27 protein-coding genes are annotated in these 26442 nt (G+C 59.8%); 14 read left to right on the forward strand and 13 right to left on the reverse strand.

Features of this window, described 5'->3' with window-relative positions:
• The first annotated feature begins 5 nt into the window (after nt 1-5).
• Entirely contained in the window at nt 6-908 is a 903-nt protein-coding gene (locus B0E33_RS16100; RefSeq protein ID WP_077293381.1) for a heme-dependent oxidative N-demethylase family protein, read from the forward strand.
• On the opposite strand, the gene B0E33_RS16105 is transcribed toward B0E33_RS16100, so the two are convergent.
• The gene (locus B0E33_RS16105) at nt 895-1752 is read right to left on the reverse strand and encodes a helix-turn-helix transcriptional regulator (RefSeq protein ID WP_077291747.1); all 858 of its coding nucleotides are present in this window, start codon (nt 1750-1752) and stop codon (nt 895-897) included. The two genes, B0E33_RS16100 and B0E33_RS16105, sit on opposite strands and share 14 nt — an antisense overlap.
• Before the next feature lie 97 nt (nt 1753-1849).
• Here B0E33_RS16105 and B0E33_RS16110 point away from each other — a divergent pair, with 97 nt between their 5' ends.
• From B0E33_RS16110 to B0E33_RS16125, 4 genes are all read left to right on the forward strand, one after another.
• Nucleotides 1850-2740: an SDR family oxidoreductase gene (locus B0E33_RS16110; protein ID WP_077291748.1), complete on the forward strand. Its 891-nt coding sequence runs from the start codon at nt 1850-1852 to the stop codon at nt 2738-2740.
• A 164-nt stretch (nt 2741-2904) separates the two neighbouring features.
• Nucleotides 2905-4284 (forward strand): ABC1 kinase family protein, encoded by a 1380-nt coding sequence (locus B0E33_RS16115; RefSeq protein ID WP_077291749.1) that lies wholly within the window; start codon nt 2905-2907, stop codon nt 4282-4284.
• Nucleotides 4285-4439: 155 nt separating this feature from the next.
• Nucleotides 4440-4721: an aa3-type cytochrome c oxidase subunit IV gene (locus tag B0E33_RS16120; protein WP_023003505.1), complete on the forward strand. Its 282-nt coding sequence runs from the start codon at nt 4440-4442 to the stop codon at nt 4719-4721.
• 108 nt (nt 4722-4829) lie between these two features.
• Nucleotides 4830-5501, forward strand: coding sequence for an RluA family pseudouridine synthase (locus B0E33_RS16125; RefSeq protein ID WP_077291750.1), 672 nt, complete (start codon nt 4830-4832; stop codon nt 5499-5501).
• 129 nt (nt 5502-5630) lie between these two features.
• On the opposite strand, the gene B0E33_RS16130 is transcribed toward B0E33_RS16125, so the two are convergent.
• Together B0E33_RS16130 and rpsU are read right to left on the reverse strand one after the other, a co-directional pair.
• The gene (locus B0E33_RS16130; RefSeq protein ID WP_208984760.1) at nt 5631-6482 is read right to left on the reverse strand and encodes a tetratricopeptide repeat protein; all 852 of its coding nucleotides are present in this window, start codon (nt 6480-6482) and stop codon (nt 5631-5633) included.
• Between the two features lie 168 nt (nt 6483-6650).
• Nucleotides 6651-6878, reverse strand: a complete 228-nt coding sequence (gene rpsU, locus B0E33_RS16135) for a 30S ribosomal protein S21 (protein WP_008188883.1) — start codon at nt 6876-6878, stop codon at nt 6651-6653.
• 403 nt (nt 6879-7281) lie between these two features.
• Between rpsU and B0E33_RS16140 the strand changes: the two genes are divergently transcribed.
• Nucleotides 7282-8679, forward strand: coding sequence for an MATE family efflux transporter (locus B0E33_RS16140; protein ID WP_167579548.1), 1398 nt, complete (start codon nt 7282-7284; stop codon nt 8677-8679).
• A 91-nt stretch (nt 8680-8770) separates the two neighbouring features.
• Here B0E33_RS16140 and B0E33_RS16145 read toward each other — a convergent pair whose 3' ends face one another.
• The 3 genes from B0E33_RS16145 to B0E33_RS16155 form a co-directional block, all read right to left on the reverse strand.
• Nucleotides 8771-9862, reverse strand: a complete 1092-nt coding sequence (locus tag B0E33_RS16145) for a 5-(carboxyamino)imidazole ribonucleotide synthase (RefSeq protein ID WP_077291752.1) — start codon at nt 9860-9862, stop codon at nt 8771-8773.
• Between the two features lie 29 nt (nt 9863-9891).
• Nucleotides 9892-10380, reverse strand: a complete 489-nt coding sequence (gene purE / locus B0E33_RS16150; RefSeq protein WP_055661187.1) for a 5-(carboxyamino)imidazole ribonucleotide mutase — start codon at nt 10378-10380, stop codon at nt 9892-9894.
• 148 nt (nt 10381-10528) lie between these two features.
• On the reverse strand, nt 10529-10735 hold the full coding sequence (locus B0E33_RS16155; RefSeq protein ID WP_023003497.1) for a YdcH family protein: 207 nt from the start codon (nt 10733-10735) through the stop codon (nt 10529-10531).
• Between the two features lie 355 nt (nt 10736-11090).
• Between B0E33_RS16155 and B0E33_RS16160 the strand changes: the two genes are divergently transcribed.
• Nucleotides 11091-11270 (forward strand): YdcH family protein, encoded by a 180-nt coding sequence (locus B0E33_RS16160; RefSeq protein WP_031270536.1) that lies wholly within the window; start codon nt 11091-11093, stop codon nt 11268-11270.
• 58 nt (nt 11271-11328) lie between these two features.
• On the opposite strand, the gene B0E33_RS16165 is transcribed toward B0E33_RS16160, so the two are convergent.
• Both B0E33_RS16165 and B0E33_RS16170 read right to left on the reverse strand, forming a co-directional pair.
• Nucleotides 11329-12969, reverse strand: a complete 1641-nt coding sequence (locus B0E33_RS16165; protein WP_439126659.1) for an acyl-CoA synthetase — start codon at nt 12967-12969, stop codon at nt 11329-11331.
• Nucleotides 12970-13164: 195 nt separating this feature from the next.
• The gene (locus tag B0E33_RS16170) at nt 13165-13929 is read right to left on the reverse strand and encodes a sulfite exporter TauE/SafE family protein (protein WP_023003494.1); all 765 of its coding nucleotides are present in this window, start codon (nt 13927-13929) and stop codon (nt 13165-13167) included.
• Between the two features lie 185 nt (nt 13930-14114).
• On the opposite strand from B0E33_RS16170, the gene B0E33_RS16175 reads away from it, so the two are divergent.
• A complete protein-coding gene (locus B0E33_RS16175; RefSeq protein ID WP_077291754.1) occupies nt 14115-16022 on the forward strand; it encodes a propionyl-CoA synthetase in 1908 nt (635 codons plus the stop codon).
• A gap of 135 nt (nt 16023-16157) precedes the next feature.
• Nucleotides 16158-16949, forward strand: a complete 792-nt coding sequence (locus B0E33_RS16180; RefSeq protein ID WP_055661189.1) for an SDR family NAD(P)-dependent oxidoreductase — start codon at nt 16158-16160, stop codon at nt 16947-16949.
• Nucleotides 16950-17014: 65 nt separating this feature from the next.
• On the opposite strand, the gene B0E33_RS16185 is transcribed toward B0E33_RS16180, so the two are convergent.
• Entirely contained in the window at nt 17015-18823 is a 1809-nt protein-coding gene (locus tag B0E33_RS16185) for an ABC transporter transmembrane domain-containing protein (RefSeq protein WP_077291755.1), read from the reverse strand.
• A 319-nt stretch (nt 18824-19142) separates the two neighbouring features.
• Here B0E33_RS16185 and rpmE point away from each other — a divergent pair, with 319 nt between their 5' ends.
• On the forward strand, nt 19143-19367 hold the full coding sequence (gene rpmE, locus B0E33_RS16190) for a 50S ribosomal protein L31 (protein ID WP_006932159.1): 225 nt from the start codon (nt 19143-19145) through the stop codon (nt 19365-19367).
• A 375-nt stretch (nt 19368-19742) separates the two neighbouring features.
• Here the strand turns inward: rpmE and rcdA are convergent, their stop codons facing one another.
• Both rcdA and B0E33_RS16200 read right to left on the reverse strand, forming a co-directional pair.
• A complete protein-coding gene (rcdA, locus tag B0E33_RS16195) occupies nt 19743-20282 on the reverse strand; it encodes a protease adaptor protein RcdA (RefSeq protein ID WP_023003489.1) in 540 nt (179 codons plus the stop codon).
• Between the two features lie 414 nt (nt 20283-20696).
• A complete protein-coding gene (locus tag B0E33_RS16200) occupies nt 20697-20894 on the reverse strand; it encodes a DUF1192 domain-containing protein (protein ID WP_077291756.1) in 198 nt (65 codons plus the stop codon).
• 183 nt (nt 20895-21077) lie between these two features.
• Between B0E33_RS16200 and B0E33_RS16205 the strand changes: the two genes are divergently transcribed.
• The 3 genes from B0E33_RS16205 (at nt 21078) to B0E33_RS16215 (ending at nt 24143) form a co-directional block, all read left to right on the forward strand.
• A complete protein-coding gene (locus B0E33_RS16205; protein ID WP_077291757.1) occupies nt 21078-22082 on the forward strand; it encodes an NAD(P)H-quinone oxidoreductase in 1005 nt (334 codons plus the stop codon).
• Nucleotides 22083-22237: 155 nt separating this feature from the next.
• Nucleotides 22238-22978, forward strand: a complete 741-nt coding sequence (locus B0E33_RS16210; RefSeq protein WP_055661191.1) for a DUF1013 domain-containing protein — start codon at nt 22238-22240, stop codon at nt 22976-22978.
• 208 nt (nt 22979-23186) lie between these two features.
• Nucleotides 23187-24143: a TAXI family TRAP transporter solute-binding subunit gene (locus tag B0E33_RS16215; RefSeq protein WP_077291758.1), complete on the forward strand. Its 957-nt coding sequence runs from the start codon at nt 23187-23189 to the stop codon at nt 24141-24143.
• A gap of 1 nt (nt 24144) precedes the next feature.
• On the opposite strand, the gene B0E33_RS16220 is transcribed toward B0E33_RS16215, so the two are convergent.
• A complete protein-coding gene (locus B0E33_RS16220; RefSeq protein ID WP_077291759.1) occupies nt 24145-24423 on the reverse strand; it encodes a hypothetical protein in 279 nt (92 codons plus the stop codon).
• On the opposite strand from B0E33_RS16220, the gene B0E33_RS16225 reads away from it, so the two are divergent.
• Entirely contained in the window at nt 24422-26170 is a 1749-nt protein-coding gene (locus B0E33_RS16225) for a TRAP transporter permease (RefSeq protein ID WP_077291760.1), read from the forward strand. The genes B0E33_RS16220 and B0E33_RS16225 overlap by 2 nt on opposite strands.
• Before the next feature lie 9 nt (nt 26171-26179).
• Here B0E33_RS16225 and B0E33_RS16230 read toward each other — a convergent pair whose 3' ends face one another.
• Entirely contained in the window at nt 26180-26428 is a 249-nt protein-coding gene (locus B0E33_RS16230) for a DUF1272 domain-containing protein (RefSeq protein ID WP_077293383.1), read from the reverse strand.
• Nucleotides 26429-26442 lie beyond the last annotated feature (14 nt).

Consider the following 26442-nt stretch of genomic DNA (forward strand, 5'->3'; position numbering starts at 1 on the left):
TTCCGATGACACGGCCAGCGTTGCCACCCTTCCACCACACGCCCTATGACGGCACCAGCCAGCCTTTCACCGTCGGTCTGAAGCCGATCGGTGAGGAGGTCTGGCTGGAACCCGATCCCTTTCTGGCGAAACATCTGGGTGAGAAGAAACGGCTGTTTTCCGATCATCTGGAAACGGTTTTCCGTGCAGAGCCGGACACAGATGCCGCGCAGCACGAGGTCCTGGACCTCCTCACGGAGAACCTCTCGCGGTTTCATGCAGATACCCACCGGGTCGGGGATGCCGAAGTCGAGATTGTCGCCAACGGCGCGCGTATCCCGCTTGCCGGGGCTCCCGCACTCGTAACGGCTGCAAGTCTTGTGCAGGAAGATCTTGTCTTGATGCGGCCCGGGCAGGACGGCTACAGGCTCACGGCTGCCGCGCTCTGTTTTCCCTCGTCCTGGTCTCTGGCGGAGAAGTTCGGCCAGTCCATGACGGGCATTCATGACAATGTTCCCGGCTTCAACGGAAGCCGCATGGGAATGATGGTGGCCCGGATATTCGACAATCTGAAAGCCGGACAGTTTCTGGAGCGCTTCAACTGGTCGATCTATCCCGACGGCGATCTTCACCATCCCTTGCCGAAACAGATCCGCGTCAAGATTGACGACGGTGCACTGGCCCAGCTTTTCCTCCGGGTCGAGCGGCAAACCTTGCGGCGTCTACCCGGGTCCGGCGATATCCTGTTCACCATCAAGATCCATCACGATCCGTTGGCGGCACTGGAAGCGCAGGAAGGGCGTGCAGGGCTGGCGGAAGGGCTTCGCAAGCAGCTTCTTGCGCTTGATCCGGATCAGCTTGCCTACAAGGGCCTTGTGGCAACACGGGACGATCTGGCCCGGGCGCTGGAAAAAATCAGTCTCGGCTAGCGGAAGATCGTGCTGTGTGCTGAGCGTCAATCAGTGCCCTGACCTTTTCCCGGTCTTCAGCGCTCGCCGGGTGGTAGACCATCATCGCAAGGTCCGCACGGCCGTCGACGGCAAAGGTCGAACATTCAAGGCTCATCCAGCCGGCCACAGGGTGTTTCAACCGCTTGGTAAGGTCGTCTGTGGCGAGGACGTCATGGTCCTTCCACAGGCGTTCGAAATCCTGGCTCAGCTGGCACAATTCCTCTACCAGGGTTGTGGTTTCATATGCGGCGCCGGCGCGTACCACATCGGCCCGAAAAGCACCGACGACGAAACGGGCGACGCTTTCCCAATCCGCCTGAATATTGCGGACCCTCGGGTCGCTGAAGATCAGCCGCAAAATGTTGCGTTCGCCGGGGGGCAAGCTGGCGTAGTCGGTCAGGACGGCCGAAGAAGCGCGGTTCCAGGCGACGACGTCCCAGGTGTGGGTCCTGATCATGGCAGGGGTCTGTTCCAGGGCATCCAGAATGTTCTGGAGCCGGGGCGACACACCTTGCTGCGGTTGGTAGCGAACGTCAGGGGCACGGCCGAGCCCGATAAGATAAAGATGCTCGCGTTCGACATCCGTCAGCATCAGGGCCTTTGAAACCCGGTCAAGGACGTCGGCCGAAGGCGCACCGCCACGTCCCTGTTCAAGCCATGTGTACCAGGTGACGCTTACATTCGCGCGTTGTGCGACTTCTTCGCGCCTCAGGCCCGGCGTTCGCCGGCGGGTGAGGGGAATGCCGAATGCGGCGGGATCCAGTTTTGCCCTGCGATCCTTCAGAAACCGGCCTAGTCTATTGTCTTCCTGGATATCCGCCATCTTATCCTGTCAGTTATTATACCTGTATAAAGTCACTACTTTAACTGGATAAATATTGCCGCAAGACTGCTCGCCGTTCAACCAACGGAGTGTTTTCATGCGAGTATTCGTTACCGGCGCAACAGGGTTTGTTGGCTCCGCCGTCGTTTCGGAGTTGTTGCAGGCAGGCCATCAGGTGCTTGGCCTCAGCCGATCGGAAAGGGGGGCTGCACTCCTCCGGTCTCAAGGAGCACAAGTGCAGATCGGGTCGCTGGAGGACCTCGACAGCCTTCGTGATGGAGCAAGAGCAAGTGACGCTGTCGTGCACACGGCGTTCAATCATGATTTTTCGCGCTTTGCCGCAAGCTGTGAGGAAGACCGTGCCGCCATTCTGGCCCTCGGCGAGGGGCTATCCGGAACAGACCGGCCGCTGCTGGTTACCTCGGGTGTTGCCGTTGTCCGGTCCGGACCGGTGGCAACTGAAGCCGATCCGGCGGTTCCAACCTCACCGGCCTATCCCAGAGCTACCGAGGCCGCGACGGCCGAATTGGTGCAGGCCGGGATCAACGCCAGGGTGGTCCGCCTGCCGTTCTCGGTTCATGGACCGGGTGATCATGGTTTTGTTCCGATGCTGATCGGCATCGCCCGGGAGAAGGGGTTTGCCGCCTATGTTGGCGATGGTGAAAACCGCTGGCCGGCAGTGCACCGTCTGGATGCGGCAAGGGCTTATCGTCTGGCACTTGAAACACCGGAGACAGATGGTCCTTTTCACGCAATCGGCGAAGAAGGCATTCCCTTCCGCGCAATCGCCGAGGCAATCGGCCAGGGGTTGGACCTTCCCGTGCGCTCGCTCACTCCGGACGACGCAGGATCCTATTTCGGCTTCCTGGGTATCTTTGCCGGAATGGATGGTCCTGCGTCCTGCGGCAGGACCGGGGCTGCGCTCGGCTGGCAGCCGGCAGAATGCGGTCTGCTGGCGGACATCGGCAGGAGCGACTATTTCGGATAATAGCCGGGCGTTGCCAGGCAGTTGGACGCCTGCGTCGGAATAGCGGCTGGTGGAGCTGGATATTGTTGCGGTAGTTCATATGTAGTGCCAGGAGACCGTATCCAACGGTTCGATGCATCGGGCGTTCCCGGAACGCCAGTTGTTACAAGGGAGCCCGCCACCGCATGGCCGACAGCAAAGACCGTGAAAGCAACCGCCTCAGCGCCCGCATGGGGCGCTACGCCAAAGTCGGCACCAACATGGGTGGCATTGCCGCAAAGGTGGCCGGGGCACGGTTGTTCGGCATGGAACTCGACAATGCCAAGAACGCGGCCGAACTGGCCGCGGCCCTTGGCGGGCTGAAAGGCCCCTTGATGAAGGTGGCGCAGCTCTTGTCGACGATCCCGGATGCATTGCCGCCGGAATATACGACCGAACTTGCCAAGCTGCAGGCCAGTGCACCGCCCATGGGCTGGGCCTTCGTCAAACGCCGGATGCGGGCCGAGCTCGGTGCGGACTGGCAAGGCCGGTTTGCCGAATTCGGCAAGGAGCCGGCCGCAGCGGCTTCCCTTGGACAGGTGCACCGGGCCACCGGCCATGATGGGCGCGTTCTGGCCTGCAAGCTGCAATATCCGGACATGGCTTCTGCAGTCGAGGCGGATCTCAAGCAACTGCAGATGCTGTTTTCGTTGCACCGGCGCATGAGCCCGGCCATCGATACACGCGAGATCGCCAAGGAAATCAGCGCCCGGGTCCGCGAGGAGCTGGACTATGCCAGGGAGGCGGCACATATCGCCGTCTATCAGGGCATCCTGGGAGACTTCGACCGTATCCGCGTACCCGAAGTGATCCCGGAGCTGTCGACCAAACGCCTGCTCACAATGGGGTGGCTCACCGGAAAACCTCTGCTCGACTACAAGGAACACAGCCAGGACGAGCGCAATCTGCTCGCCAGAACCATGTTCCATGCCTGGTGGCATCCGTTCAGTCATTTCGGCGTCATTCACGGTGACCCGCATCTGGGCAACTATACCGTGTTCGAGCAGGAAGGCGCTCCGGCGGGCATCAATCTGCTGGACTACGGCTGCATCCGCATCTTCCCCGAGGCGTTTGTCGAGGGCGTCGTCGAACTCTATCGTGGCCTTCTGGAAGAAAATGACGATCGTGTCGTCGCGGCCTATGAGCGCTGGGGCTTCAAGGACCTGAAAAAGGAAGTCATCGAGGTTCTGAACATCTGGGCAAGGTTCATCTACGGTCCTCTGCTCAGTGACCGCGTCCGATCGATCGCGGACGGCGTGTCGGCCGCCGAATACGGACGCAAGGAAGCCTTCCGCGTTCATTCCGCCCTGAAGCAACTGGGGCCGCTGACGGTGCCGCAGGAGTTCGTCTTCATGGACCGGGCGGCAATCGGGTTGGGCGGGGTGTTCCTGCACCTGCGGGCGGAACTCAATTTCTTTGAGCTGTTCAACGAGCAGATCGACGGTTTTGAAGCGGCAACCGTACGCAAGCGCCAGAACGATGTACTGGCTTCAGCCGGGCTTGCCGGAGCCTCACATGCTGCCTGATTGTGCGAAGGTTTTCAGTGCGAAAAGGGATGCCAAAGCCAAAGCTGTCAAAAAGTCGCGACCTGTGTGACGAATTGTGCACTTCCCGTCATTGCCGAACCGGCAGGCTTTATTGTATGTAGGCTGCCGACTATCGAATTTTCCTGGGGGACTTCATGTCTGACGAAACTGCGCCCGCAATGGACTATGACGCTCACGAGCAGACTTACGAGGGGTTCATCAACTTCTCCAAGATCGGCACGATCGCAGTCCTGACCATTGTCGTCTGCCTGATCATGTTCGCCTTTGGCGGCACCGCTGCTACCGTTTTTGGCTGGCTGCTGCTGATCGCAACCCTCATTGCCACCGCTGTCGGCATGGCTCTGGGTGCATCCGGCTGGATCCCGCCTGCAGCTGTCTTCGTTCTGAGCGGCATCCTGGCGATCCTGACCGTCTGAGCTAAGCCTCCGGCCTTCATGGTCCGGCCAGCACAGACGAACACATCTGTTTTTGGAAAGGCGCGGTCAGATCCGCGCCTTTCCTTTTGTTCTCGGACCCCAAGTGCGATGAGCCAAGCCGCGCCAGCATCCTTTGTCTATGACCCGCCGCTGGAGCCGTTTCTGACGGTGCTGCACGCAGATGACGATCTTCTGGTCATCGACAAGCCGAGCGGGCTTTTGAGCGTGCCAGGCAAGGCTGCCGAACATGGCGACTGCGTCGAAAGCCGCGCGCGGGAGCGCTTCCCAGATGCGCGGATCGTTCACCGGCTCGACATGGATACGTCCGGTGTCATGGTTCTGGCAAGGAACCCCGCAGCACATCGGCATCTGGGGCTTCAGTTCGAACGGCGCAAGACGCTCAAGACCTACATTGCCGATATCTGGGGGAGCCCGTCAGAAGACGAGGGAGAAATTGATCTGCCGCTCGTTTGCGACTGGCCGAACAGGCCCAAGCAGATGGTCAGCTTCGAGTTTGGCAAACCTGCGCTAACCAGGTGGAAGGTACTTGAGCGGAAAGAACTGACGACGCGGGTCCGGCTGTTTCCCCATACGGGACGGTCGCATCAACTGCGTGTCCACATGCTTTCGCTCGGGCATCCAATCACCGGCGACAGGTTCTATTCGGAAGGTGAGGCGCTGACAGCCTCCAGCAGGCTTGCGCTTCACGCCGAAACGCTTGAACTGCACCATCCGGCGCATGGGGAGCGAATCTGTTTCCGGTCCGAAGTACCGTTCTAGATAGACATTCGGCCTGAGTGGTGCCTCGGCCAACTTCAGCCGTTACCGAGCGAGACACCGCAAACAGGTCTGGGTAGTCACCGCACATGATGACTTCAGGTCTTTTGGAAAGCTTACGTTTGGGCCGGATTAGCCGTTGCCGACGCGGCCAAGACCTTCGCGGGCGATCTTGTTGGAGTTGTCCAGCGTGATCGCGCGGGTGTAGCTCCGGCGGGCATCCTTCGGATTGTTGAGCATTTCCTGGGCAAGGCCCCGGTTTGCCCACGCAATAGCGGAATCCCGGTCGAGGTTGACGGCCATCGACAGGTCCGAGAAGGCGGCGTTCGGGTCGTTTACAGCGATGTAGGAGATGCCGCGAGCGATATAGGGAGCGCTTGCCTTCGGGTTCAGGCCGATGGCAGTCGCGAAGTCCTCGATCGCGCGTTGATGCTGGTTCTGCGCCTGGTAGATCAGGCCACGATTGTAGAACGCACGGGCATCGCTGCTGTCACGGGTGATGACGGAATTGAAGTCGGCAAGGGCAGCGTTGTAGTTGCCCTGCTGGCGATAGATGTTGCCGCGCCCGACATAGGCCACGTCATAGTCCGGCTTGATGTTGATCGCGCGGGTGTAGTCGGAGACCGCCTGATCGTTCTGGCCCATGCGGCGATAGACAAGACCGCGGTTGGCATAGGTCTGGTAGGACTGCGGGTTGAGCTGCAGAGCCCGATTGAAGTCCTCGACCGCCTTGTCCAGCTTGCCGGCCTGGCCGTAGGCAATGCCGCGGGTGCTGTAGGCGCTTGCATCGTTCGGATTGGCATCGATCACCGCCGTCAGAGAGGCGATGTTGGTCGAAGATCCGGCCGAAGCATTGGTCGGCACATCGTCGTAGACGCCCGTGGTGCAGGCCGACAGCACGGCAGCAAGGCCAAGCAACGTTGCATGGGGCAGAAACTTGCGCATGCGGCACATACGATCTCTAAGGGTCAAGCGATTAGACATGCCGTTCATCTGCCTCCAATAGGGCGGGAGTATGGCTGCTTCACGCTCTTTGAACCGAGCCGGAAGCATTCCCCGCAAAACGCCAAAAGCCGACCGGAACTTCGGTCGGCCTTAGGGCAGTTTTGAGAAGATTGGCGGCCAAATCCGCCAAAAACGCTCAAGCCGAACTTAGCGGCGAGCGGACTTGCCCGGGAGCAGGCCTTCACGCTGTGCCCGCTTGCGAGCCAGCTTGCGTGCACGGCGAATTGCTTCAGCCTTTTCACGCGCCTTCTTTTCAGACGGTTTTTCAAAGTGACCGCGAAGTTTCATTTCACGGAAGATGCCTTCGCGCTGCATCTTTTTCTTGAGCGCCTTCAGCGCTTGATCGACATTGTTGTCGCGAACCAGAACCTGCACGCGTTTTTTCCCGTTTTCGATGCGCTGCAGAGGATCCGCAGCAAGAATAACCATGATGGAAGCGAGGCTTCGCCAACGAACCTTACGGTGGTTTCAAAAACACATGCGAATGCCCATCGGTTTACCGATCAACCAAGCATCCACTTGTGTACAGAGACCTTATCGCCGCTGACGCGTCGCTCACTTTGGCGCGCTTAATACCAGAGCAAACCCTATGTGTCCACAGGCATTCGCAAAGAAACCCGCCAAAATCGGATTCCGGCACCTGCGCCGGAGCGTGTCCCCAACCCGTAGAACAAGTGTGGACACCGGACAGTATCACGACTAGAGGTGGATGTCTCACCCCGGTCAGAAGAGCCTCGTGCAAGAAGGCGTGACCTTGCCCACATTGTTGGAGGAAACAATGGCGCAGAACGCGTCAAGGGCTCCCGATTCGGACAAGAGCCAGTCCCTTTGGCGGAGCGACATACGGCCTACCCTTTCTCTAGGGTTGCCGCTTGCCGGGGCCCAGTTGGCCCAGATGGCCATCAATACCACGGACGTTCTGATGATCGGACGTCTCGGCGCGCAGGAGCTTGCTGCCTCCGTGCTGGCCTTCAATTTCTACATGCTGGTCTGGTTTTTCGGCATGGGTGTGCTGCAGGCGGTGATTCCGCTTGCCGCCCGCGCCCGTGGCCAGAGAAAGCTGCGCGACCTGCGCCGGGCCGTGCGCATGGGCTTCTGGATTTCCGTCCTGTTCTGCATCCCGGTCTGGGGCATCCTGATCTTCATTGAGCCTATCCTGCTGATGTTGGGGCAGGAGCCGGAACTGGCCATGCTCGCGGGGGTCTACATGGTCTATCTGCAATGGACCATGTTGCCGGCTCTGTTGATCATGGCCGTGCGCGGCTTCCTGACCGTAATGGAGCGGACGCAGGTGGTGCTCTGGGCGACGATTGCCGGTGCCATCGCGAATGCGTTCCTGGATTATGTGCTGATTTTCGGCGAACTCGGTTTCCCGCGCCTGGAACTGGTTGGGGCGGGGATTGCCTCGGTCATCAGTGCGACAACGACATTCCTGTTCCTGCTGGCATATGCCGTGCTGCACCCCAGGCTGCGGCGCTACAACATTCTTGGCCGTATCTGGCGGTCGGACTGGCCTGTCTTCTTCCAGATCGTCCGGCTGGGAACGCCGATTGCACTGACCATCATTGCAGAGGGCTCCCTGTTCACGGCCTCGTCGGTGATGATCGGCTGGCTGGGCACGCTGCCGCTCGCCGGTCACGGCATCGCCCTGCAGATCGCATCCATCACCTTCATGGTGCCTGTCGGTCTGTCCGTGGCCGCCATGACCCGCGTCAGCCTTGCTTCCGGGCGGGACGACCACAAGGGGGTCGGCCGCGCCGGCTGGACCGCGTTGGTCGTGACCATGCTGTTCATGGGCCTATTTGCCATTCTGTTCTGGACGATCCCGGAGCAGCTGGTGGGCGCATATCTCGACCTCAGCGACCCTGAAGCCAGGGAAGTGATGGCCTATGGCGTCTCGTTCCTGACGGTTGCGGCACTGTTCCAGCTTGCCGATGGCGGCCAGATTATCGGCGTCAATAACCTGCGCGGCCTGGGCGATACCACGATACCGCTTTTCTATGCCCTGTTTGGATATTGGGTCGTCGGCATCAGCCTGTCGCTTGGACTGGGTTTCGTGGCCGAATGGGGCGGGGTCGGTGTCTGGTGCGGCCTGGCGGGTGGCCTTGCCTCCGTCGCGGTGCTGGCGAACCTGCGCTTTGCCCAGCGGGAGAAACTGGGTCTCGTGCCCGGCTGAGCCAGCCCCGTTTTGGCAACGTATCGGCGTCAAAACCAGAAAGCCCCGGCTCGTGTCCGGGGCTTTTTCAATCCTTTTCAGATGGTCCTGTTCAGGACTTTAACGAGATCCGGTTGACGTGGCCCATCTTGCGGCCTTCGCGGGTTTCGGCCTTGCCGTAAAGATGCAGACGGGCAGCGGGTTCCTTGAGAACCTCGTGCCAGCTGTCGGCGTCGAAGCCGATGAGATTTTCCATGACGGCATCCGAATGCCGCTCGGCAGAGCCAAGAGGCCAGCCGGCGACAGCACGAATGTGCTGGTCGAACTGGGACGTCAGGCAGGCGTCCTGCGTCCAGTGGCCGGAATTGTGAACGCGCGGCGCAATCTCGTTGACCAGCAGCCTTTCGCCAGCTTCCTTGCGCACCAGGAACATTTCAACGCCCATGACACCGATATAATCCAGACCGGCAACAATCTTCCCGGCCATCGCACGGGCTGCGTCCAGCGTTGCCTGCGAGACGCCGGCCGGAACGGTCGAGGTCTTCAGGATGTGGTTTTCGTGGTGGTTCCGGGCAACGTCGTAGCAGGCAATGCCGCCGTCCAGGTCGCGTGAGACAATCACGGAGACTTCACACTCGAAGGGGATAAGCGCTTCGAGCACCATCGGTACCGCACCGAGTTTTTCGAAGGCGCCGTCGGTATCCTCGGGCTTGCGGATCATCTGCTGCCCTTTGCCGTCATAGCCGAAGCGGCGGGTCTTCAGTACGCCCTTACCGCCAAAACGCGCGACGGCTTCATCGAGATCCTGCTGCGAGGCAATGTCGGCGAAGTCGGCAATGGCAACACCGGCACCGGAAAGAAACTGCTTTTCGAAAAGCCGATCCTGGGAAACCTCCAGCGCGCGTACACCGGGGCGCACCGGAACCTTGGCGTCGAGATGGGCAGCGGTCGGACCCGGCACGTTTTCGAATTCATAGGTGACGGCGTCGACGGAAGAGGCGAAGCGGTCGAGCGCATCGATGTCCTCGTAGGGCGCAACCGTGAAGGTGGCGCTGACGTCAAAAGCGGGACTGTTCGGATCCGGGCAGAAGATATGTGTCTTCAGACCAAGACTGGCGGCCGACTGCGCCAGCATCCGGCCGAGCTGGCCTCCACCAAGGATGCCGATGGTGTCGCCTGGGCTCAAACGGGTTTTGGCGTTCATGGTATGGATCCTGCCCGCGTCGGGCTATTTCAGTCGTTGGATGGCGTTTCGGCGACGGCGGCAGTGCGCTCGGCGCGGAAGGCGGTGAGGGCGGCGTCGATCGCCGGATCATGCAGGGCCAGGACAGCAGCTGCCAGCAGGGCGGCGTTGGTGGCACCCGCCTTGCCGATGGCAAGCGTGCCGACCGGAATGCCGGCGGGCATCTGCACGATGGACAGGAGACTGTCCTCGCCGGAAAGCGCCTTGCTTTCGACCGGAACACCGAAGACGGGCAGCGGCGTCAGGGCCGCAGTCATGCCTGGAAGATGGGCTGCACCGCCTGCGCCTGCGATGATGATCTTGAAGCCTTCGGCCTTTGCGCTCTTGGCGAAGTCGTACATCCGGTCCGGCGTGCGGTGGGCGGAGACGATGCGTGCCTCGTAGCTGACACCGAGCTGGTCCAGCGTGTCGGCGGCGTGTTTCATTGTCGGCCAGTCCGACTGACTTCCCATGATGATGGCGACATCCGCTTTGGCCATAAAATGCTCCAGTTTCCGGCGGGCTCAGAAGAGCCGCGGAGTATAGGCAGCGCGCCGCGCATCGCAAGCGCGAATCGGCAGATTTCGTGTCGGAAATTCACATTCGGGGTGCATGGTGCCGATGCGGGAAACCCGGTGGCAGGCAAGCTCAGGCGATGATGTCCGGGAACAGCTGATCCTCAAGTGCCGTGATCCGGTCCTTGATCATCAGTTTCTTCTTCTTCAGCCGCTGCAGCTGCAAGGCATCTTGGTTCGAAGTTGAGGCGAGTGCCTCGACGGCCGCATCAAGATCTCTGTGTTCCTGGCGAAGCTGCGCCAGTTGCAAACGCAACGCATCACTATCCATCTGCGCCATCTATGTCCCCCAAACAGGAGATAAGTCCTAATCCATTTTGCCGATGACGGGCAAGATATCATCTTAGGCCAGCCGGTGGCCGGTTTTCAAAAGTCCCTTGCTTTCGTCACGCGAACCGGGGTGCAGGTCACGATTTCGTATGTTGAAAACTTGTGAACTGGCAAATCTTTCAAGGGTAATTTTCGTGAGTTTTAAGTGTCTTAATTGGGGTCGCTTCTTCAGGGTTTCCTAAGGATAGCAGCGAGAATGCATAATTTGACGGCGAAACGCTCAAGCTATGCGCAAAGAACAATCGACAACGTCGGAATTCCTGTGGCACGATGAAAATGTTGAGCCAACAGACAGGAGGTTATCCATGTCAATGCAGTCGCATCTCGCAGAACTTGAGCGCCGTCACGCGGAAATGGAACGCAAGATTGAAGACGCTCAGTTACATCCGAGTACAGACTCCCTGCAATTGGCTGACATGAAGCGTCAAAAGCTCAAGATCAAGGATGAGATTACGCGAATACGGGAAAAGGAAACGCTCCATTAGAGGGCAGTTCCTCTGAGATTGAACGCCGCGCATTGCGCGGCGTTTTTGTTTTCAGCCCCTAGAGCGCCTTTGCCTGCTCACGCAGGGCGAATTTCTGGATTTTGCCTGTCGAGGTCTTGGGCAATTCGCAGAAGACAACAGTCTTCGGAGCCTTGAAGCTGGCAAGGTGCTGCCTGCAGAAGGCAATCAGGTCGGCCTCGCTAACCGTTGAACCGTCCTTCAGCTCGACAAAGGCACAAGGGGTTTCGCCCCATTTCTCGTCCGGTTTCGCCACCACAGCCGCGGCCTGCACGTCGGTGTGCTTGTAGAGCACTTCTTCCACTTCGATGGAAGAGATGTTCTCACCGCCGGAGATGATGATGTCCTTGGACCGGTCCTTCAGCTGGACATAGCCGTCGGGGTGCAGGACGCCGAGGTCTCCGGAATGGAACCAGCCGCCCTTGAAGGCCTTCTCGGTCGCTTCCGGGTTTTTCAGGTAGCCCTTCATCACGACATTGCCGCGGAACATGACCTCGCCAAGGGTCTCGCCATCGGCGGGCACCGGCTCCAGCGTTTCCGGGTCGAGCACCGTCAGACCTTCCAGCGCGACATAGCGTACGCCCTGGCGTGCCTTTTTCTGTGCCTGTTCGGCAAGCGGCAGGTCGTTCCATTCGACCTTCCAGTCGTTGACGACCGCCGGGCCGTAGACTTCCGTAAGGCCATAGAGATGGGTGACGTTAAAACCGGCGGTCTTCATGGCTGCGAGCACGCTTTCCGGCGGCGGGGCGGCGGCTGTGAAGAATTCCACTTCGCGGTCAAGATCGCGCTTGTGCTCGGGCGCTGCGTTGAGGAGCGTCGACATGATGATTGGCGCGCCGCACAGGTGGGTGACGCCTTCATCGGCAATCAGGTCCCACATGGTTTGCGGGCGGACCCAGCGCAGACAGACATGGGTTCCGGCGACAAGCGACAGGGACCAGGGAAAGCACCAGCCGTTGCAATGGAACATCGGCAGGGTCCAGAGGTAGACCGGGTGCTTGGCCATGGAGGCGGTAATCACATTCGCCTGGGCCAGCAGATAGGCGCCGCGGTGGTGGTAGACCACGCCCTTCGGATTGCCCGTGGTGCCGGAGGTGTAGTTGAGCGCGATCGCATCCCATTCGTCATCCGGAAGCGACCAGGCAAAGTCCGGGTCGCCCGATTGCACGAATTCCTCATAGTCGAGGCTGCCGAGACGTTCGCCTTCCTGCGGAAATTCGGTGTCGGAAAAGTCGATCACGGTAGGTGTCACCGTCGCAATCGACAGGGCTTCCTTGACGACCGGCGCATATTCACGATCGGTGATCAGCACCTTGCAATCGGCATGGTCGAGCTGGAAGGCAATGATAGCAGCATCGAGGCGTGTGTTCATGGAATGCAGAACCGCACCGGCCATGGGCACCCCGTAGTGGGCTTCCAGCATCGGCGGCACGTTGGACAGCATGACGCTGACCGTATCGTTCTTGCCGATTCCGAGCCGCGTCAATGCGGATCCAAGCTGGCGCGCCCGCCGGTGAAAGGTCCGGTAGTCGGTCCGCTGACGGCCATGGACGATCGCAACCGTGTCCGGAAACACATCCGCCGCCCTCGCCAGGAAGCTCAGCGGACTGAGCGGTGCATAATTGGCGGTGTTCTTGTCGAGACCCCGGGCGAAGGGGTTGACGCTGGCATCCATGACCATCCTCCCTGAAGCATCCCGCCAGCAGATGGGAACGGGATGCCAAAAACGTCTTGAGACCAATCTGGTCCCCTCCGCCAAATGGGGGGAAGGCACGGTGACCGGTTGATTTTGGCCGTATCAAAACCGGAAACGGTTTGCCGTGCAATTGGTCATTGGCGGGGGTATCCCCTTAGACGATCCACCCTGCACGCCTTGTCAGGCAAGAAGGCCGACAATTCCATCATAAGTCAGCTTGGCGCCGATCACGCCCATGAAGATATAGATGATGGCGTAGAACATTTCCGCCTTGACGATGCGCACCAGCCAGACGCCGACAAGAGTTGCCACCAGCGCAACTGGAAACAGCGTGACGGAAGTCGACAGGTTGGTGGCGTCGAATTGTCCCAGCAGGAAATAAGGCACCAGCTTGATCGCATTCACGGTGGCGAAAAAGATGACCGCCGTTCCGGCAAACAGCATGGGCGCCATGCGCAGCGGCAGCATGTACATCTGAAAGGGTGGACCGCCGGTGTGGCTGATGAAGCTGGTGAAGCCTGCCATCATGCCCCAGAACGTGCCTTTCGGCAGATTGTGGCCGCTCGCGGTGGTGATCTTGCGCTGCTTGAAGAGATAATCGGCGACGAACGCCAGGGACATTATGCCGATCAGGAAGATGACGAAGGAGTCGTTGACATAGGCGGCCGTGGCCCAGCCGATGCCAATGCCCATCACGGCCGCAGGCAGCAGAATGCTGAGGGTTTTCCAGTCAGCACGGCCGCGATAGGCAATCAGCGCGACAATGTCCATCACGATCAGGATCGGCAACATGATGCCGGCGGCCTGCAGCGGTGAAATGACGAGCGCCATGATCGGCACTCCAAGCATGGCGAAGGTGCCGCCGAACCCGCCCTTGGACAGGCCGACCAGAAAGACCGACGGAATGGCGGCTGCATAGAACCAGGGATCAGTAATTGGGATCATGTGCTGAGAAACGCGAGGAGTAGAACGGACAGGCCCGGCAGACAATCATGCCAGAGTGCTTACGTAAAGTCCCGAAGGCCGAATTGCCTATAAGCGGAGGCTTGCAATTTCGGGTGCCCTTACAGCACTCTAGGCCTCAAAAGCCGGAGCTGTGTCTCCGGGCTTGTGTTTGGGAGGACATTGTCATGGCAAGCCGGTATCACGAGATCTACCAGGGCTGGAAACAGGATCCGCTCGGGTTCTGGAAAGAGGCCGCTGAGGAAATCGACTGGGTCTCGACGGGCGACAAGGTGTTCGATCCCGATCAGGGGCAATATGGCCGCTGGTATCCGGATTGGGAGTGCAACACCTGCTACAATTGCCTGGACCGGCACGTGGAGCGCGGTCGTCCCGGCCAGCCGGCACTTATCTACGACAGCCCGATTACCGGACGGACGGCAAGCTACACCTATGCGGAGCTTCTGGAAGAAGTGGAGGCCATGGCCTGCGTTCTGGCCGACCAGGGCCTCGTCAAGGGCGACCGGGCCATCATCTACATGCCGATGATCCCCCAGGCCGTGATGGCGATGCTGGCTTGCGCGCGTCTTGGTGTCATTCATTCCGTCGTCTTCGGCGGGTTCGCCGCAAACGAGCTGGCAACGCGAATCGATGATGCAACCCCGAAGGCAATCATCGCAGCGTCCTGCGGCATCGAGCCGGGCCGCGTCATTGCCTACAAGCCCCTGATCGATCAGGCCATCGACATTGCCAGGCACAAGCCGGACAGCTGCCTCGTCTTCCAGCGCGAGGAACTGACGGCGGACCTGAAAGCGGGCAGGGACCACGATCTCGGAACTCTTCAGGCAGATGCTGTCGCGGCCGGGCGCAGGATCGCACCGGTTCCGGTGAAGGCAACCGACCCGCTCTATATTCTCTACACTTCCGGCACGACCGGTCAGCCCAAGGGTGTCGTTCGCGATAACGGCGGCCACATGGTGGCGCTGAAATGGTCGATGCAGAACCTTTACGACATTCAGCCGGGGGAAGTTTTCTGGGCGGCATCAGACGTCGGCTGGGTGGTTGGCCATTCCTACATCTGCTACGCGCCGCTATTGCACGGCTGCACCACGATCGTGTTCGAGGGCAAGCCTGTGGGGACGCCGGATGCGGGAACGTTCTGGCGGGTTATTTCCGACCATAACATCGTATCGCTGTTCACGGCGCCGACTGCCTTCAGGGCGATTCGTAAGGAAGACCCGAAAGGCGAGCTGATCCAGAAATATGATCTGTCCCAGTTCCGGTCCCTGTTTCTGGCGGGAGAGCGTGCGGACCCTGAAACGGTCAACTGGGCCATCGACCAATTGCAGGTGCCGGTGATCGACCACTGGTGGCAGACGGAAACCGGCTGGTGCATCGTCGGCAATCCGGTTGGTCTCGGCCAGTTGCCGGTCAAGCCGGGGTCTCCCACCGTGCCGATGCCCGGCTACGACGTCCAGGTGCTGGACGATGCCGGCCATCCGCTGGGCGCCAATACACTTGGCAACATCGTGGTGCAACTGCCGTTGCCGCCGGGTTCATTGCCGACTTTGTGGAATGCGGACAAGCGATTCTTCGATGCCTATCTCGCCGAGTTCCCCGGGTACTACAAGACGGCGGATGCCGGGATCATTGATGATGACGGGTATCTGTCGATCATGGCGCGGACCGACGACATCATCAACGTTGCCGGCCACCGACTGTCGACCGGCGGCATGGAAGAGGTGCTGGCCACGCATCCCGATGTTGCCGAATGTGCCGTCATCGGCATTGCAGACAAACTGAAAGGCCAGCTGCCTTGCGGGTTCGTTGTTCTGAAAGCCGGTGTCGACCGGACCCACGACGAGATCGAGAAGGAGCTTATCAAGCTGGTGCGCGACAAGATCGGCCCGGTGGCGGCGTTCAAGATCGCGATCACCGTCGACCGGTTGCCGAAAACGCGTTCCGGGAAGATCCTTCGAGGCACCATGCGCCAGATCGCCGACGGAGAAAGCTGGAAAATGCCGGCCACGATCGATGATCCGGCAATCCTGGACGAGATTACCGAAGCGCTCAAAACACACGGAATTTCCGTCTGAATTGACCAGGTGACGTTGCTGGAGGGCGATAACAGCCATCGACACAGCCGTTTTTGACACTTAATGTCGGGCCGCCGCGAAGCGGCCCGCGCTATTTGCGCATCAGAATTAAACTCAAGCAGCCGTGAGGTTTCCGTGTCTTTGGAGAATAAGGTCGCCATCATTACCGGGGCAGCCCGTGGGATCGGATTTGCAGTCGCCAAGCGCTTTGTCGCCGATGGCGCGAAGGTCGTGATTGCCGATGTGGATGACGAAGCCGGTGAAGCCGCGGCTGAAGATCTGAAATCGCAGGGCGAGGCAATGTACATCCATTGCAACGTCGCTGAACGTCTGGACGTTCGCAATCTGGTTGCCGAAACGCTGAACGCCTATGGCGATATCGATGTACTGGTCAACAACGCCGGCATCGTGGTCGGCGCGGATTTCCTCGACCTGGAAGAAGAGGATTTCGAGCGCGTCCTGTCGATCAACCTGAAGGGTGCATTCCTGTGCTCGCAGGCCGTTGCCCGCCATATGGTGGAAAAGGTTCAGAACGGTGGCGAGCCGGGCTGCATCGTCAACATGTCGTCGGTCAACTCGGTGCTCGCGATCCCGAATCAGATCCCCTACTGCGTTTCCAAGGGTGGCATGTCGCAGCTTACCAAGACGACCGCCCTGTCGCTTGCCCAGTACGGTATCCGCGTCAACGCCATCGGGCCGGGCTCGATCATGACCGAGATGCTGGCGTCGGTGAACAGCGATCCGGCGGCGAAGAACCGCATCCTGTCGCGGACGCCGATGCTGCGCGTTGGCGAACCGTCCGAAATCGCCAGCGTCGCCGCGTTCCTGGCGTCCAGCGATGCCAGCTACGTCACCGGTCAGACGATCTTCGCCGACGGTGGCCGCATGCCGCTCAACTACACGGTCGCGGTTCCCGACGACGCGTGATTTGACATCGGCATTCATCAGCCAAGAAGGGCGGCAATCGTGCCGCCCTTTTCACATTTGACGGGCTATGCGGTTTCCGCGTCCAGCTCGGCACCAAACTGGAGCCTCGCCAGTTTGGCATAAAGGCCACCGGCAGCGGTCAGTTCGCCGTGTGTTCCGGTTTCGACAATCCGTCCGTTTTCCATCACCACGATCCTGTCTGCCTTGAGAACCGTCGCCAGCCGGTGCGCGATCACCAGCGTGGTCCTGTTCTCCATCAGCCGGTCGAGGGCTTGCTGGACCAGATTTTCGCTTTCCGCATCGAGCGCGCTCGTGGCTTCGTCCAGCAGCAGCACGGGTGCGTGTTTCAGGACGGCACGGGCAATGGCAATGCGCTGGCGCTGGCCGCCGGACAGGGTAATGCCGCGTTCGCCGACGATGGTGTCGTAGCCGTCCGACATCTTCTCGATGAAGGGGGCTGCAAGCGCTGCTTCAGCGGCGGCGATGACTTCCTCCTGGCTGGCGTCCGGCCGTCCGTAGGCGATATTCTCCGCAATGCTGGCGCCAAAGATAGCCGTGTCCTGCGGCACCAGTGCGATATGGCGGCGCAGGTCTTCCGGGTCGAGATCCGGCAGGGCAACGCCATTGAGGCGGATGTCACCCGAGACGGGATCGTAGAACCGCATCAGCAGGCTGAAGAGGGTCGATTTGCCCGCGCCGGAGGGCCCGACCACGGCAACGGTCTCGCCCGGCGATATGGTGAGGCTGAGGTCGCGGACGACAGGCATTTTCTCCGCGTTGCGATAGGCGAAAGACACATCCTGGAAGACGATCTCGCCGCGTGGCGTCTCGGGCAGGCTGACCGGGTTTTCAGGTGCGGCGATTTCCGGCTGGATTTCCAGAAGTTCCGACAGGCGCTCTGCCGCGCCGGCTGCCTGTGAGAGTTCGCCCCAGACTTCGGAGAGCGCAGCCAGGGATCCAGCCGCCAGAATGGAATAGAGCAGGAACTGGCTGAGTTCACCGCCGGTTATCCTGCCGGAGAAGACGTCGCTCGCACCGATCCAGAGGACGGCGACGATGCTGGCCCCGATCACCATGATGGCAAAACCGGTCAGCGCAGCGCGGGCGACGATTGCCTGGCGGGCAGCCTGGAAGGCGGCATTGACGGCATCTGCGTAGCGGCCTGCGCTGCGGCTTTCATGGGTAAAGGCCTGAAGCGTGCGGACCGAGCCCAACATCTCGCTTGCATAGGCAGACGCTTCAGCAAGGGTATCCTGGGCAAAGCGGGACCTTCTGCGCACCTGGCGCCCGAAGCCGAGGATGGGAATGAGAATGACCGGGATAGCTGCCAGGACGATGACGGAAAGCCGTGGACTGGTGACGACCATCATCACGGCAGCGCCCAGGAACATGATCAGGTTGCGCATGGCAAGTGACGCGCTGGAGCCGAAGGCAGCCTTGATCTGGGTGGTGTCGGCCGTCAAACGGGAGAGGATTTCCCCGGATTTGGCGCTGTCGTAAAAGACCGGGCTGAGCCTGGTCATATGAGCAAAGACATCGGAGCGCACATCGGCGACGACCCGTTCGCCAATCCACATGACCAGGAAATAGCGAACGGAACTGGCAGTTGCCAGGGCACACACCACGCCGATCAGCACGGCGAAATAGGAATTGACCAGCGCGGGGTCATCGGCGCCGAAGCCGAAGTCGATCATCCGGCGGACCGCCGCAGGAAGGACAAGCGTTATGACGGCGGCCGAGAACAGGGCTGCGACTGCCGCTGCAACCATGGTCTTGTGCCGGAAGAGATACGGCAGCAGCCGGGTAAGCGGGCGAAGCGATCTGCGGGACTTTCCGGATGGGGATTGGGTTTCGTTGGCAGGGGCGTCGGCCACTGGGGTCTCCTTGTTGTTCCTTCCCGTCTTAGCATGTTCCGCAGTGCGGACAATGACTTTGGACAAAGCCGCCAAGAGCTTTAAAAGGGCTTTGCCGGAGGAAAGCGGGCCGTGTCGGCGAGGGGTTGAAATCCTTTGCCGGAGATAGCTGGAAATTGCCGGAATTTGCCCCTTGTCTTGGCTCCTTCCATGGGGTATATCCCCGCCTCATGTTTCTGAGGGCGGCGTCCGCAACCGGATCGGCGGCCCCTCATTTCGTTTTGCGTTTGCTTGGCGGCTTTCCCGGAAGGTTGTCACAGGGCGCTTGAAAGGACCGGCCATGAAAGCGGATATTCATCCCGACTACCACACCATCAAGGTCGTCATGACCGATGGCACCGAATACACCACCCGCTCCACTTATGGTGCGGAAGGCGACACCCTGACGCTCGACATCGACCCGACGTCCCACCCGGCATGGACCGGTGGTGACCGTCAGCTGATGGACCGCGGCGGCCGCGTGTCCCGCTTCAAGAACAAGTTCGCTGGCTTCCTGGGCTCCTAAGCTTCAGCCACGACAGTTTCAAACGAAAAACCCGGCCTCTGGCCGGGTTTTTTGTGTTTTGAGGTCCGCAGGAAACGCAGCAAGTACAATGTCACCCAGGGCGAGCACCGCGAGATCCGGGGTTTACCCGTTTCCTGAGAGCTGGCCAGAGAGCTGACCAGAGACCTGGCTAGTGACTTGGCCAGAAAACTGGAGCGTGTTGACCTTCATCAGCAAACCCTGGCGCTTCGGCACTCGGCGTTGAGTATAGGCTTCGGATCTACGCTTCGCTACTCGGGAGGCATCCTGGGGCTTTACTGGGATCCGGCGCAGGCTCACCCAAAACAAAAAGCCGCCTTGCGGCGGCTTTTCGAATTCGAAAGAGGTTGATCGGACTTAGCCGAACTTGCCGAATGCGGCGTGCAGCTTGTTGATCTGGGAAGCGACCGGATTGTCGTTCGTTGCTTCCTCGACCTGCTCTGCGTCCTTGCGGTACAGCATCTTGTCGAGGTGGACGACGCGTTCCTGCAGCCGGGAAGAGCGGTCAACCAGCTCGCGCAACGTTTCCGGCAGATCAGTCCAGGTTGGGCCGCCCGCGGCTGTGGACAGCTTGTCGAGGCGAACCTTGTTCTTCTCGCTGCCGGCCTGCTCACGGGACATCTCGCCCTCGTTAACCGCACGCTGCAGCAGCAGCCAGGAGGCCAGCTGCATGAGCCGGGTGGTCAGACGCATGGACTCCGTCGCGTAGGCGAGGGAGGCAGGACGCGGAAGCTGCTTGGCTTCTTCGCGGCCGTTGCCGTCCAGGTACATTGCCGTTTCCTCGACCAGCGACATGCCTTCCTGAAACAGGCTCTGGAAGCTGTCGGAGCTGGCAAGGTGATGCGCGATATGAACTGCGCTTCCTGTGTCACCGGCTTTTTTGATGTCGTCCGTCATAGGATTGCTAAGCCTCAATTACTCTTCCGGTTATCCTGCCATCTCTTCTTTGTCTGTCCCGGGATATGACATCCCGTTTCAGGTGTTCCTTTTTGGAACGATGCAGGTCTTCATGGCCTGTATCCAGCAAAGCGCGTGCCAAACGGACAAGTAAACGGCCATTAACCAGAACATTGACAAGATACTATGAGGCGTTGGCAAAAAAAAGAGCCGCTTGGTTGCGGCTCTGAGTCTTTAACAGGGAGGCGTCAAACAGAGTGGACAGGAGCCACTCACATCCAGATGACTGGATAGCTATGTTTATATTTTAGAAAGATTAATAAGAGGTAAACGAGTAAATTTTTACCTATCAGCTTTACTGTAAGTGCGTGTCAAAAAAGGACATAAACTCAAGTTCTGTAATAATTTACAGGGTCACTTCTGGAAAATTGAGTTGGCTGCATCGCGAATAGTGCCGCGTTGCTCAAGCTCCTTCTGGGTACGGTTAATTTCACCCTTCAGGGCTTCGATCCGTTCCTGCAGCTCGGCCTCGGAAAGACGAGACAGTTCTTCCCCTACGGCAACCGCGCCAAGTGGTGATTTTTTGGGGACATCTTCATCAAACAGGTTCATCGGTTTCCTCCTCTGCGATGCCAGATCGGGGTCCGGCCGCGTTTCCGACCGTTATTTAACCCGAGCCCGGGCGGGTTGCCTCGCCGGGCTGTTTTCCTGCAAATAGACAGACGCTCGATTTACCATATGCCAGGCACAGTTGGCCTAGCCAGTCCCAAAATGAACCAAAAAGGAAACGCCTCTATGCAGAATCTGCCGGATCGCATGACCGCCGTTGCCATTTCAGAGCCCGGAGGACCGGAGGTTCTGCGCGTTGAAGAGCGGTCCATTCCCGAATTGGGACAAGGCGAGATCCTGATCAAGGTGGCGGCTGCCGGTGTCAACCGGCCGGATGTCCTGCAGCGCAAGGGGGCCTATCCGCCGCCGAAGGGCGCGTCCGACCTGCCGGGGCTAGAAGTCTCTGGCGAAGTGGTGGCTCTGGGCGAAGGAGCAGGTCGGCACAAGATCGGTGACAAGGTAACGGCGCTCGCCCCTGGTGGCGGCTATGCGACCTACTGCAAGGTGCCGGAAGGACATGCCCTGCCGGTTCCCAAAGGGCTTTCCATGGTGGAGGCCGCAGCCGTTCCGGAAACCTTCTTCACTGTCTGGACCAATGTGTTCGATCGCTGCGGCCTGAAAAGCGGAGAGCGCTTCCTGGTGCATGGCGGCACTTCGGGTATCGGCACAACGGCAATCCAGCTCGCGAAGGCATTCGGCGCCGAAGTATTCACCACCGTCGGGTCGGCGGAAAAGGCCGAGGCGGTGAAAAAGCTCGGAGCGGACCACGCCATCAACTACCGTGAAGCGGAGTTCGAAAAGGTGATCCTGGAGATCACGGGCGGCGAAGGGGTTGACGTGATCCTGGACATGGTCGGTGGTGACTATGTTGAACGGAACTGGAAAGCCGCAGCGGTGGAAGGGCGTATCTGCCAGATCGCGACGCTGAACGGCATTGCGGAGAACGTCAATTTCTCTCGCCTGATGGTCAAGCGCCTGACCCATACGGGGTCGACTCTGCGTCCACGCAGCGATGCGTTCAAGACGGCAATTGCCGAAAGCCTGAGGGAGAAGGTTTGGCCGCTGCTCGAATCGGGCAAAGTCGCGCCCGTGATGGATTCCACCTACCCCTTGGCCGAGGCCGCGGAAGCCCATCGGCGCATGGAAGGCTCTGGCCATATTGGAAAAATCGTCCTGACGGTGGATGTCTGATGCCGGATGGAAACCTGCAACTGGGCGATTGTTACGCGAGTATTTGCGTTTCCGTGTTTTTCGACATATATTCCGGCCACTTTCCAGGAAACTGATCAAGGAACACCGCTTTTTCGCCCTGCCGGGCGAGAGAGCAGACGAGAGGAATTTATCTGATGGCGAACACGCCGCTTATGCCGAAGGCAACCGCCGTCTGGCTCGTGGACAATACCGCGCTGAGTTTCACTCAGATCGCCTCCTTCTGCAAACTGCACCCGCTTGAAGTGAAGGCAATTGCCGATGGCGAAGCCGCACAGGGGATCAAGGGACTTGATCCGATCCTGACCGGCCAGCTCTCCCGTGAAGAAGTCGAAAAGGCTCAGAGAGATCCGAACTATCAGCTGAAGCTTCAGGGTTCGAAGGTGGTCGTGCCTGAATCCAAGCGCAAGGGACCGCGTTACACGCCGGTATCCCGTCGTCAGGACCGTCCGAATGCGATCCTGTGGCTGGTGCGCAACCATCCGGAACTGAAGGATGCGCAGATCATGCGCCTTGTCGGCACCACCAAGCCGACCATTGCCGCAATCCGCGACCGGACCCACTGGAACTCTGCCAACCTGACGCCGTCCGACCCGGTTACCCTGGGCTTGTGCAGCCAGCTTGAGCTGGACATGGAAGTCGAAAAGGCTGCGAAGAATGCTCCGCTGCCGATGGCAGGCGAAGTGAACGAGACCCTGATGTCCGTCGAAGACAGCACCAGCGAAGACGCTATCGCAGCTGCTTTCTCGCTCGATCCGTCGAAGCCGATCCAGCGCGAGGAAGAAGAGGAAATCGACGCCGATGCCGTGTTCGCCAAACTGAACTCGCTGAAGAGCGAAACTCAGGACGAAGACGAAGAAGACGACGAAAACCGCTGATCGCTTCCCGCTTTCTGCAAATTCTGGAACCGCCGGCTGAGTTCAGCCGGCGGTTTTTGTTTGACCTTCCAGACGCATGTTTCCGGCTTGCCCGCCCAGGGTGTGGAATGGCTGAATTTTCGACATGAGCCGTACCCAGATCATATGAAAACGCGTTGCCACGTTGAGGATCACACAATAATCTCCCTGAAAAATTCGGGAGACGCTCATGACCTACAGACTTTTGAAACTTGCTTTTGGCCTGACCCTCGCCTTTGGCTCGTTCCAGGCTCACGCGGAAACGCGGATCACCTATAAATCCGCCAAGACCGGTTCCTCCTATTACCAGATGGGTGTCCAGATCGCGGAAGCCATCAAGGCCGGCAGCAATGGAGACATGATTGTCACCGTGGAAGAAAGCCAGGGCTCCGTTCAGAACGTGATGGAAGCCAAGGCGCGCGGTGGTGACTATGTGTTCACGACGCCGCCAGCGCTCGTTTCCCTTGCCCAGGGCGGCAAGGCCATGTTCGAAGGCAAGGGCGATCCGAAGTTCGATGAAATCCGTGCCCTGTTCCCGATCCCGTCGTTGACCATGCATTTCGTCATGTCGGCCGATAGCGGTGTTTCCGACTTTGCCGGGATGGAAGGCAAGACGATCCTTCTCGGCAAGGGCTCCTTCGGTGCGACGGAAGGCGAAAAATATCTCAAGATGTTCGGCCTTGAAGGCAAGGTGAACATCGCTGACGCGGAACTTTCCAATGCGGTTGCCGCGCTCAAGAATGGCCAGATCGATGGTTTCGTGACCGCCGGTTCCTGGCCCGCGCCGAATGTTATCGAGGCGGCTGCCTCCGCGGACGTGACGGTGCTTTCGCTCAGCGATGAGCAGATTGCCGAAACCAAGCGTTCGAAACTGGTTATTCCGGCCGGGACCTATGCCGGCCAGGCCGAGGACATCGTCACCACCTCGCTACCGGTCGTTGCCTATACGACCAGCGCCATGGACGACGACACGGCCTATGCCCTGACCAAGACCTTCTGGGACGAAAAAGCCAAGATGGGCGAAGAAGCCCCGTGGTGGAATGGTGTCGATCAGGCGCTGATGGCCAATATCACCGGCAAGATCCACCCGGGTGCCGCACGCTACTATCAGGAAGCCGGCATCGAATTGACAGACGCCCAGAAGTAAATCACAAGACCGAACGCGGGGCGCCATGGCAGGATCTGCCGGAAAATGGCGCCCCGTATCGTTCGTGCAGACACAGTGGTCCGGCGGAAATCGTCCAACGGGCCCTTCCAGGACTGTCCAAAAGCATCAGTTCCCTGCCTTGCGCAGGAGAGCGCTCTGACAGAATGAAACCGTGCAGCGGCATGTCGCCCCTTCGGCCGATAAGCTGCGCAACCAGATAGAAATACCAGCCCATGATCAGTGGTGACACCGCGACATCGCCCTTCCAGCGAATGGCCATGCTTCTTCTCGCAACGGCGCTTGTCGTATTTCATCTCGGGTTGATCTTCTCCGGTCTGGTGCCGAACCTCGTCAGTCGGCCGCTTCATCTTGCACTTGCCCTGCCATGGATCTTCATCTTTGCCAAAGGCGGTTTTCTCACGCGCTTGAGCGGTGCAATCCTGTGTGCTGCAGGTGTGGCCGTCTGTCTGTGGATCGTGGCCAACCAGTCCGCGCTTTCGGACCAATACGGCTTTCTGGAAGGTGACTTCCAGTTCTGGATGGCCGGCACCCTGTTGCTGGTTGTGCTTGAGGGCGCGCGTCGCGCAATCGGCTGGCCGCTGCCGGTGGTGGCGGCGCTGGCACTGGCCTATGGCATGTTCGGTCAGCATATTCCGGGTGAATTCGGTCACTCCGGCACGCCGCTTGCGAGTTTTCTCGGCACGCTGACCATTGCTGAAGGCGGGGTCTGGGGAAGCCTGACCGGTGTCTCGGTTGGCGTGGTCGCCATTTTCGTGATTTTCGGCGCGGTTCTGAATGCCGGGGAAGCCGGACAAGGGTTCATGAACGTCGCTGCGGCGGCGGCAGGCCGGCTCAAGGGCGGGGCGGCCAAGGTGTCCGTGTTGTCCTCGGCGCTGTTCGGCTCCATTTCAGGCTCCGCGTCTGCCAATGTGGCTTCCACAGGTGCAATCACTCTTCCGGCCATGACGCGGCTCGGCTACCCGAAAAAACTGGCGGCAGCCGTCGAGGCAGTTGCGTCCTCCGGCGGCCAGATCATGCCGCCTTTGATGGGGGCAGGGGCCTTCGTCATGGTGGAGCTGACACGGGTGCCTTATACTCAGATCATGGCAGCGGCCTTGCTGCCGGCAATTCTTTATTTCTTCGCGGTCTGGGTGGGCATCAATGCCTATGCCAAGCGGTATGACCTTGCTGCCATCGACCAGGGCGATCAGCCGCAAATGCGCCAGGTGGCCATTACCTCAGCCTTCTTCCTGGTGCCGTTCTCCGTGCTGCTGTGGGGCATGTTCGTCGCGCGCTATACACCGCAATACGCTGCCTGCATTGCCATTTTGGCCGGGTTCGCGCTGCTTTTCTTCAACGCCCAAGGAACCTTTGCACTCAAGGACATCCTGCTGCGGCTGGAAAGCGCGGCTTTGAACTCGGCGCGTCAGGTATCGGTCATCGCGGCGATCATCGTCTGTGCCTCGATCATCATCGGCGTGCTGGCGATCACCGGGCTCGGCGTCAAGATCACGTCGCTCATTCTGTCCGGGTCGGGTGGATACCTGTGGCCGTCCTTGTTCCTGACCGCGCTTGCCTGTCTGATCCTCGGCATGGAAGTGCCGACGACCGCGGCCTATGTCATTTGTGTTTCCGTTGCCGGACCGGCCTTGATGCAACAGGGGTTGGAACCCTTGCAGGCACATCTTTTTGTCTTCTGGTTCGCGCTGCTGTCGACCATCACGCCGCCGGTCTGCGGAGCCGTCTTCATCGCCGCCGGGATGATTGGCGAAAACTGGCTGAAGGTAGCTCTTTCCGCCATGGCACTCGGCATTGGCCTCTACATCATTCCTCTGGCCATGGTCGCCAATCCGGCGGTGCTGGAGCTTGCGGCCCGCCCGCTGCCGGCGCTGCTTGCCGCTGCCAAGATCGGCCTCGGGCTGGGCCTTGTTTCCTACGGTGTCATAGGCTTCAGAAAGCCCCTGCAGAGACTGGCTGCAAGCGGCGCAGGCCTTCTGATTATCTTTGTCGGGGGCAATCTGCTCTAGGCAGTCGCCCTAGGTGCCCTGGCCACAGCCTTCCGGCTTGAAAATCCGTTGTGTCGAAGCTGGATGGCGAAGCAGGGCTGCTGCCGGCCGAATTGGGCGTTGCTGAAAATTGCCGCCGCAGTTGGGGCATGCGCCATTGAGGACGTTTCGGGCGCAGTCCGCACAGAACGTACATTCGAAAGTACAGATAAAGGCCTCTTCGGATTCCGGTGGAAGGTCCTTGTTGCAGCATTCACAATTGAGGCGCAGATCCAGTATGGCGGTCTCCGGTA

Origin of the sequence: Roseibium algicola (assembly GCF_001999245.1) — a bacterium.
Taxonomy (GTDB): domain Bacteria; phylum Pseudomonadota; class Alphaproteobacteria; order Rhizobiales; family Stappiaceae; genus Roseibium; species Roseibium algicola.

What these genes read in the sequence shown, in the direction of transcription:
- B0E33_RS16100 (WP_077293381.1), top strand. Translation starts at nt 6, where the DNA reads ATGACACGGCCAGCGTTGCCACCCTTCCACCACACGCCCTATGACGGC.
- B0E33_RS16105 (WP_077291747.1), bottom strand. Translation starts at nt 1,752, where the DNA reads ATGGCGGATATCCAGGAAGACAATAGACTAGGCCGGTTTCTGAAGGAT.
- B0E33_RS16110 (WP_077291748.1), top strand. Translation starts at nt 1,850, where the DNA reads ATGCGAGTATTCGTTACCGGCGCAACAGGGTTTGTTGGCTCCGCCGTC.
- B0E33_RS16115 (WP_077291749.1), top strand. Translation starts at nt 2,905, where the DNA reads ATGGCCGACAGCAAAGACCGTGAAAGCAACCGCCTCAGCGCCCGCATG.
- B0E33_RS16120 (WP_023003505.1), top strand. Translation starts at nt 4,440, where the DNA reads ATGTCTGACGAAACTGCGCCCGCAATGGACTATGACGCTCACGAGCAG.
- B0E33_RS16125 (WP_077291750.1), top strand. Translation starts at nt 4,830, where the DNA reads ATGAGCCAAGCCGCGCCAGCATCCTTTGTCTATGACCCGCCGCTGGAG.
- B0E33_RS16130 (WP_208984760.1), bottom strand. Translation starts at nt 6,482, where the DNA reads ATGTCTAATCGCTTGACCCTTAGAGATCGTATGTGCCGCATGCGCAAG.
- B0E33_RS16140 (WP_167579548.1), top strand. Translation starts at nt 7,282, where the DNA reads ATGGCGCAGAACGCGTCAAGGGCTCCCGATTCGGACAAGAGCCAGTCC.
- B0E33_RS16145 (WP_077291752.1), bottom strand. Translation starts at nt 9,862, where the DNA reads ATGAACGCCAAAACCCGTTTGAGCCCAGGCGACACCATCGGCATCCTT.
- purE (WP_055661187.1), bottom strand. Translation starts at nt 10,380, where the DNA reads ATGGCCAAAGCGGATGTCGCCATCATCATGGGAAGTCAGTCGGACTGG.
- B0E33_RS16155 (WP_023003497.1), bottom strand. Translation starts at nt 10,735, where the DNA reads ATGGCGCAGATGGATAGTGATGCGTTGCGTTTGCAACTGGCGCAGCTT.
- B0E33_RS16160 (WP_031270536.1), top strand. Translation starts at nt 11,091, where the DNA reads ATGTCAATGCAGTCGCATCTCGCAGAACTTGAGCGCCGTCACGCGGAA.
- B0E33_RS16165 (WP_439126659.1), bottom strand. Translation starts at nt 12,969, where the DNA reads ATGGTCATGGATGCCAGCGTCAACCCCTTCGCCCGGGGTCTCGACAAG.
- B0E33_RS16170 (WP_023003494.1), bottom strand. Translation starts at nt 13,929, where the DNA reads ATGATCCCAATTACTGATCCCTGGTTCTATGCAGCCGCCATTCCGTCG.
- B0E33_RS16175 (WP_077291754.1), top strand. Translation starts at nt 14,115, where the DNA reads ATGGCAAGCCGGTATCACGAGATCTACCAGGGCTGGAAACAGGATCCG.
- rpmE (WP_006932159.1), top strand. Translation starts at nt 19,143, where the DNA reads ATGAAAGCGGATATTCATCCCGACTACCACACCATCAAGGTCGTCATG.
- rcdA (WP_023003489.1), bottom strand. Translation starts at nt 20,282, where the DNA reads ATGACGGACGACATCAAAAAAGCCGGTGACACAGGAAGCGCAGTTCAT.
- B0E33_RS16200 (WP_077291756.1), bottom strand. Translation starts at nt 20,894, where the DNA reads ATGAACCTGTTTGATGAAGATGTCCCCAAAAAATCACCACTTGGCGCG.
- B0E33_RS16205 (WP_077291757.1), top strand. Translation starts at nt 21,078, where the DNA reads ATGCAGAATCTGCCGGATCGCATGACCGCCGTTGCCATTTCAGAGCCC.
- B0E33_RS16210 (WP_055661191.1), top strand. Translation starts at nt 22,238, where the DNA reads ATGGCGAACACGCCGCTTATGCCGAAGGCAACCGCCGTCTGGCTCGTG.
- B0E33_RS16215 (WP_077291758.1), top strand. Translation starts at nt 23,187, where the DNA reads ATGACCTACAGACTTTTGAAACTTGCTTTTGGCCTGACCCTCGCCTTT.
- B0E33_RS16225 (WP_077291760.1), top strand. Translation starts at nt 24,422, where the DNA reads ATGCTTCTTCTCGCAACGGCGCTTGTCGTATTTCATCTCGGGTTGATC.
- B0E33_RS16220 (WP_077291759.1), bottom strand. Translation starts at nt 24,423, where the DNA reads ATGGCCATTCGCTGGAAGGGCGATGTCGCGGTGTCACCACTGATCATG.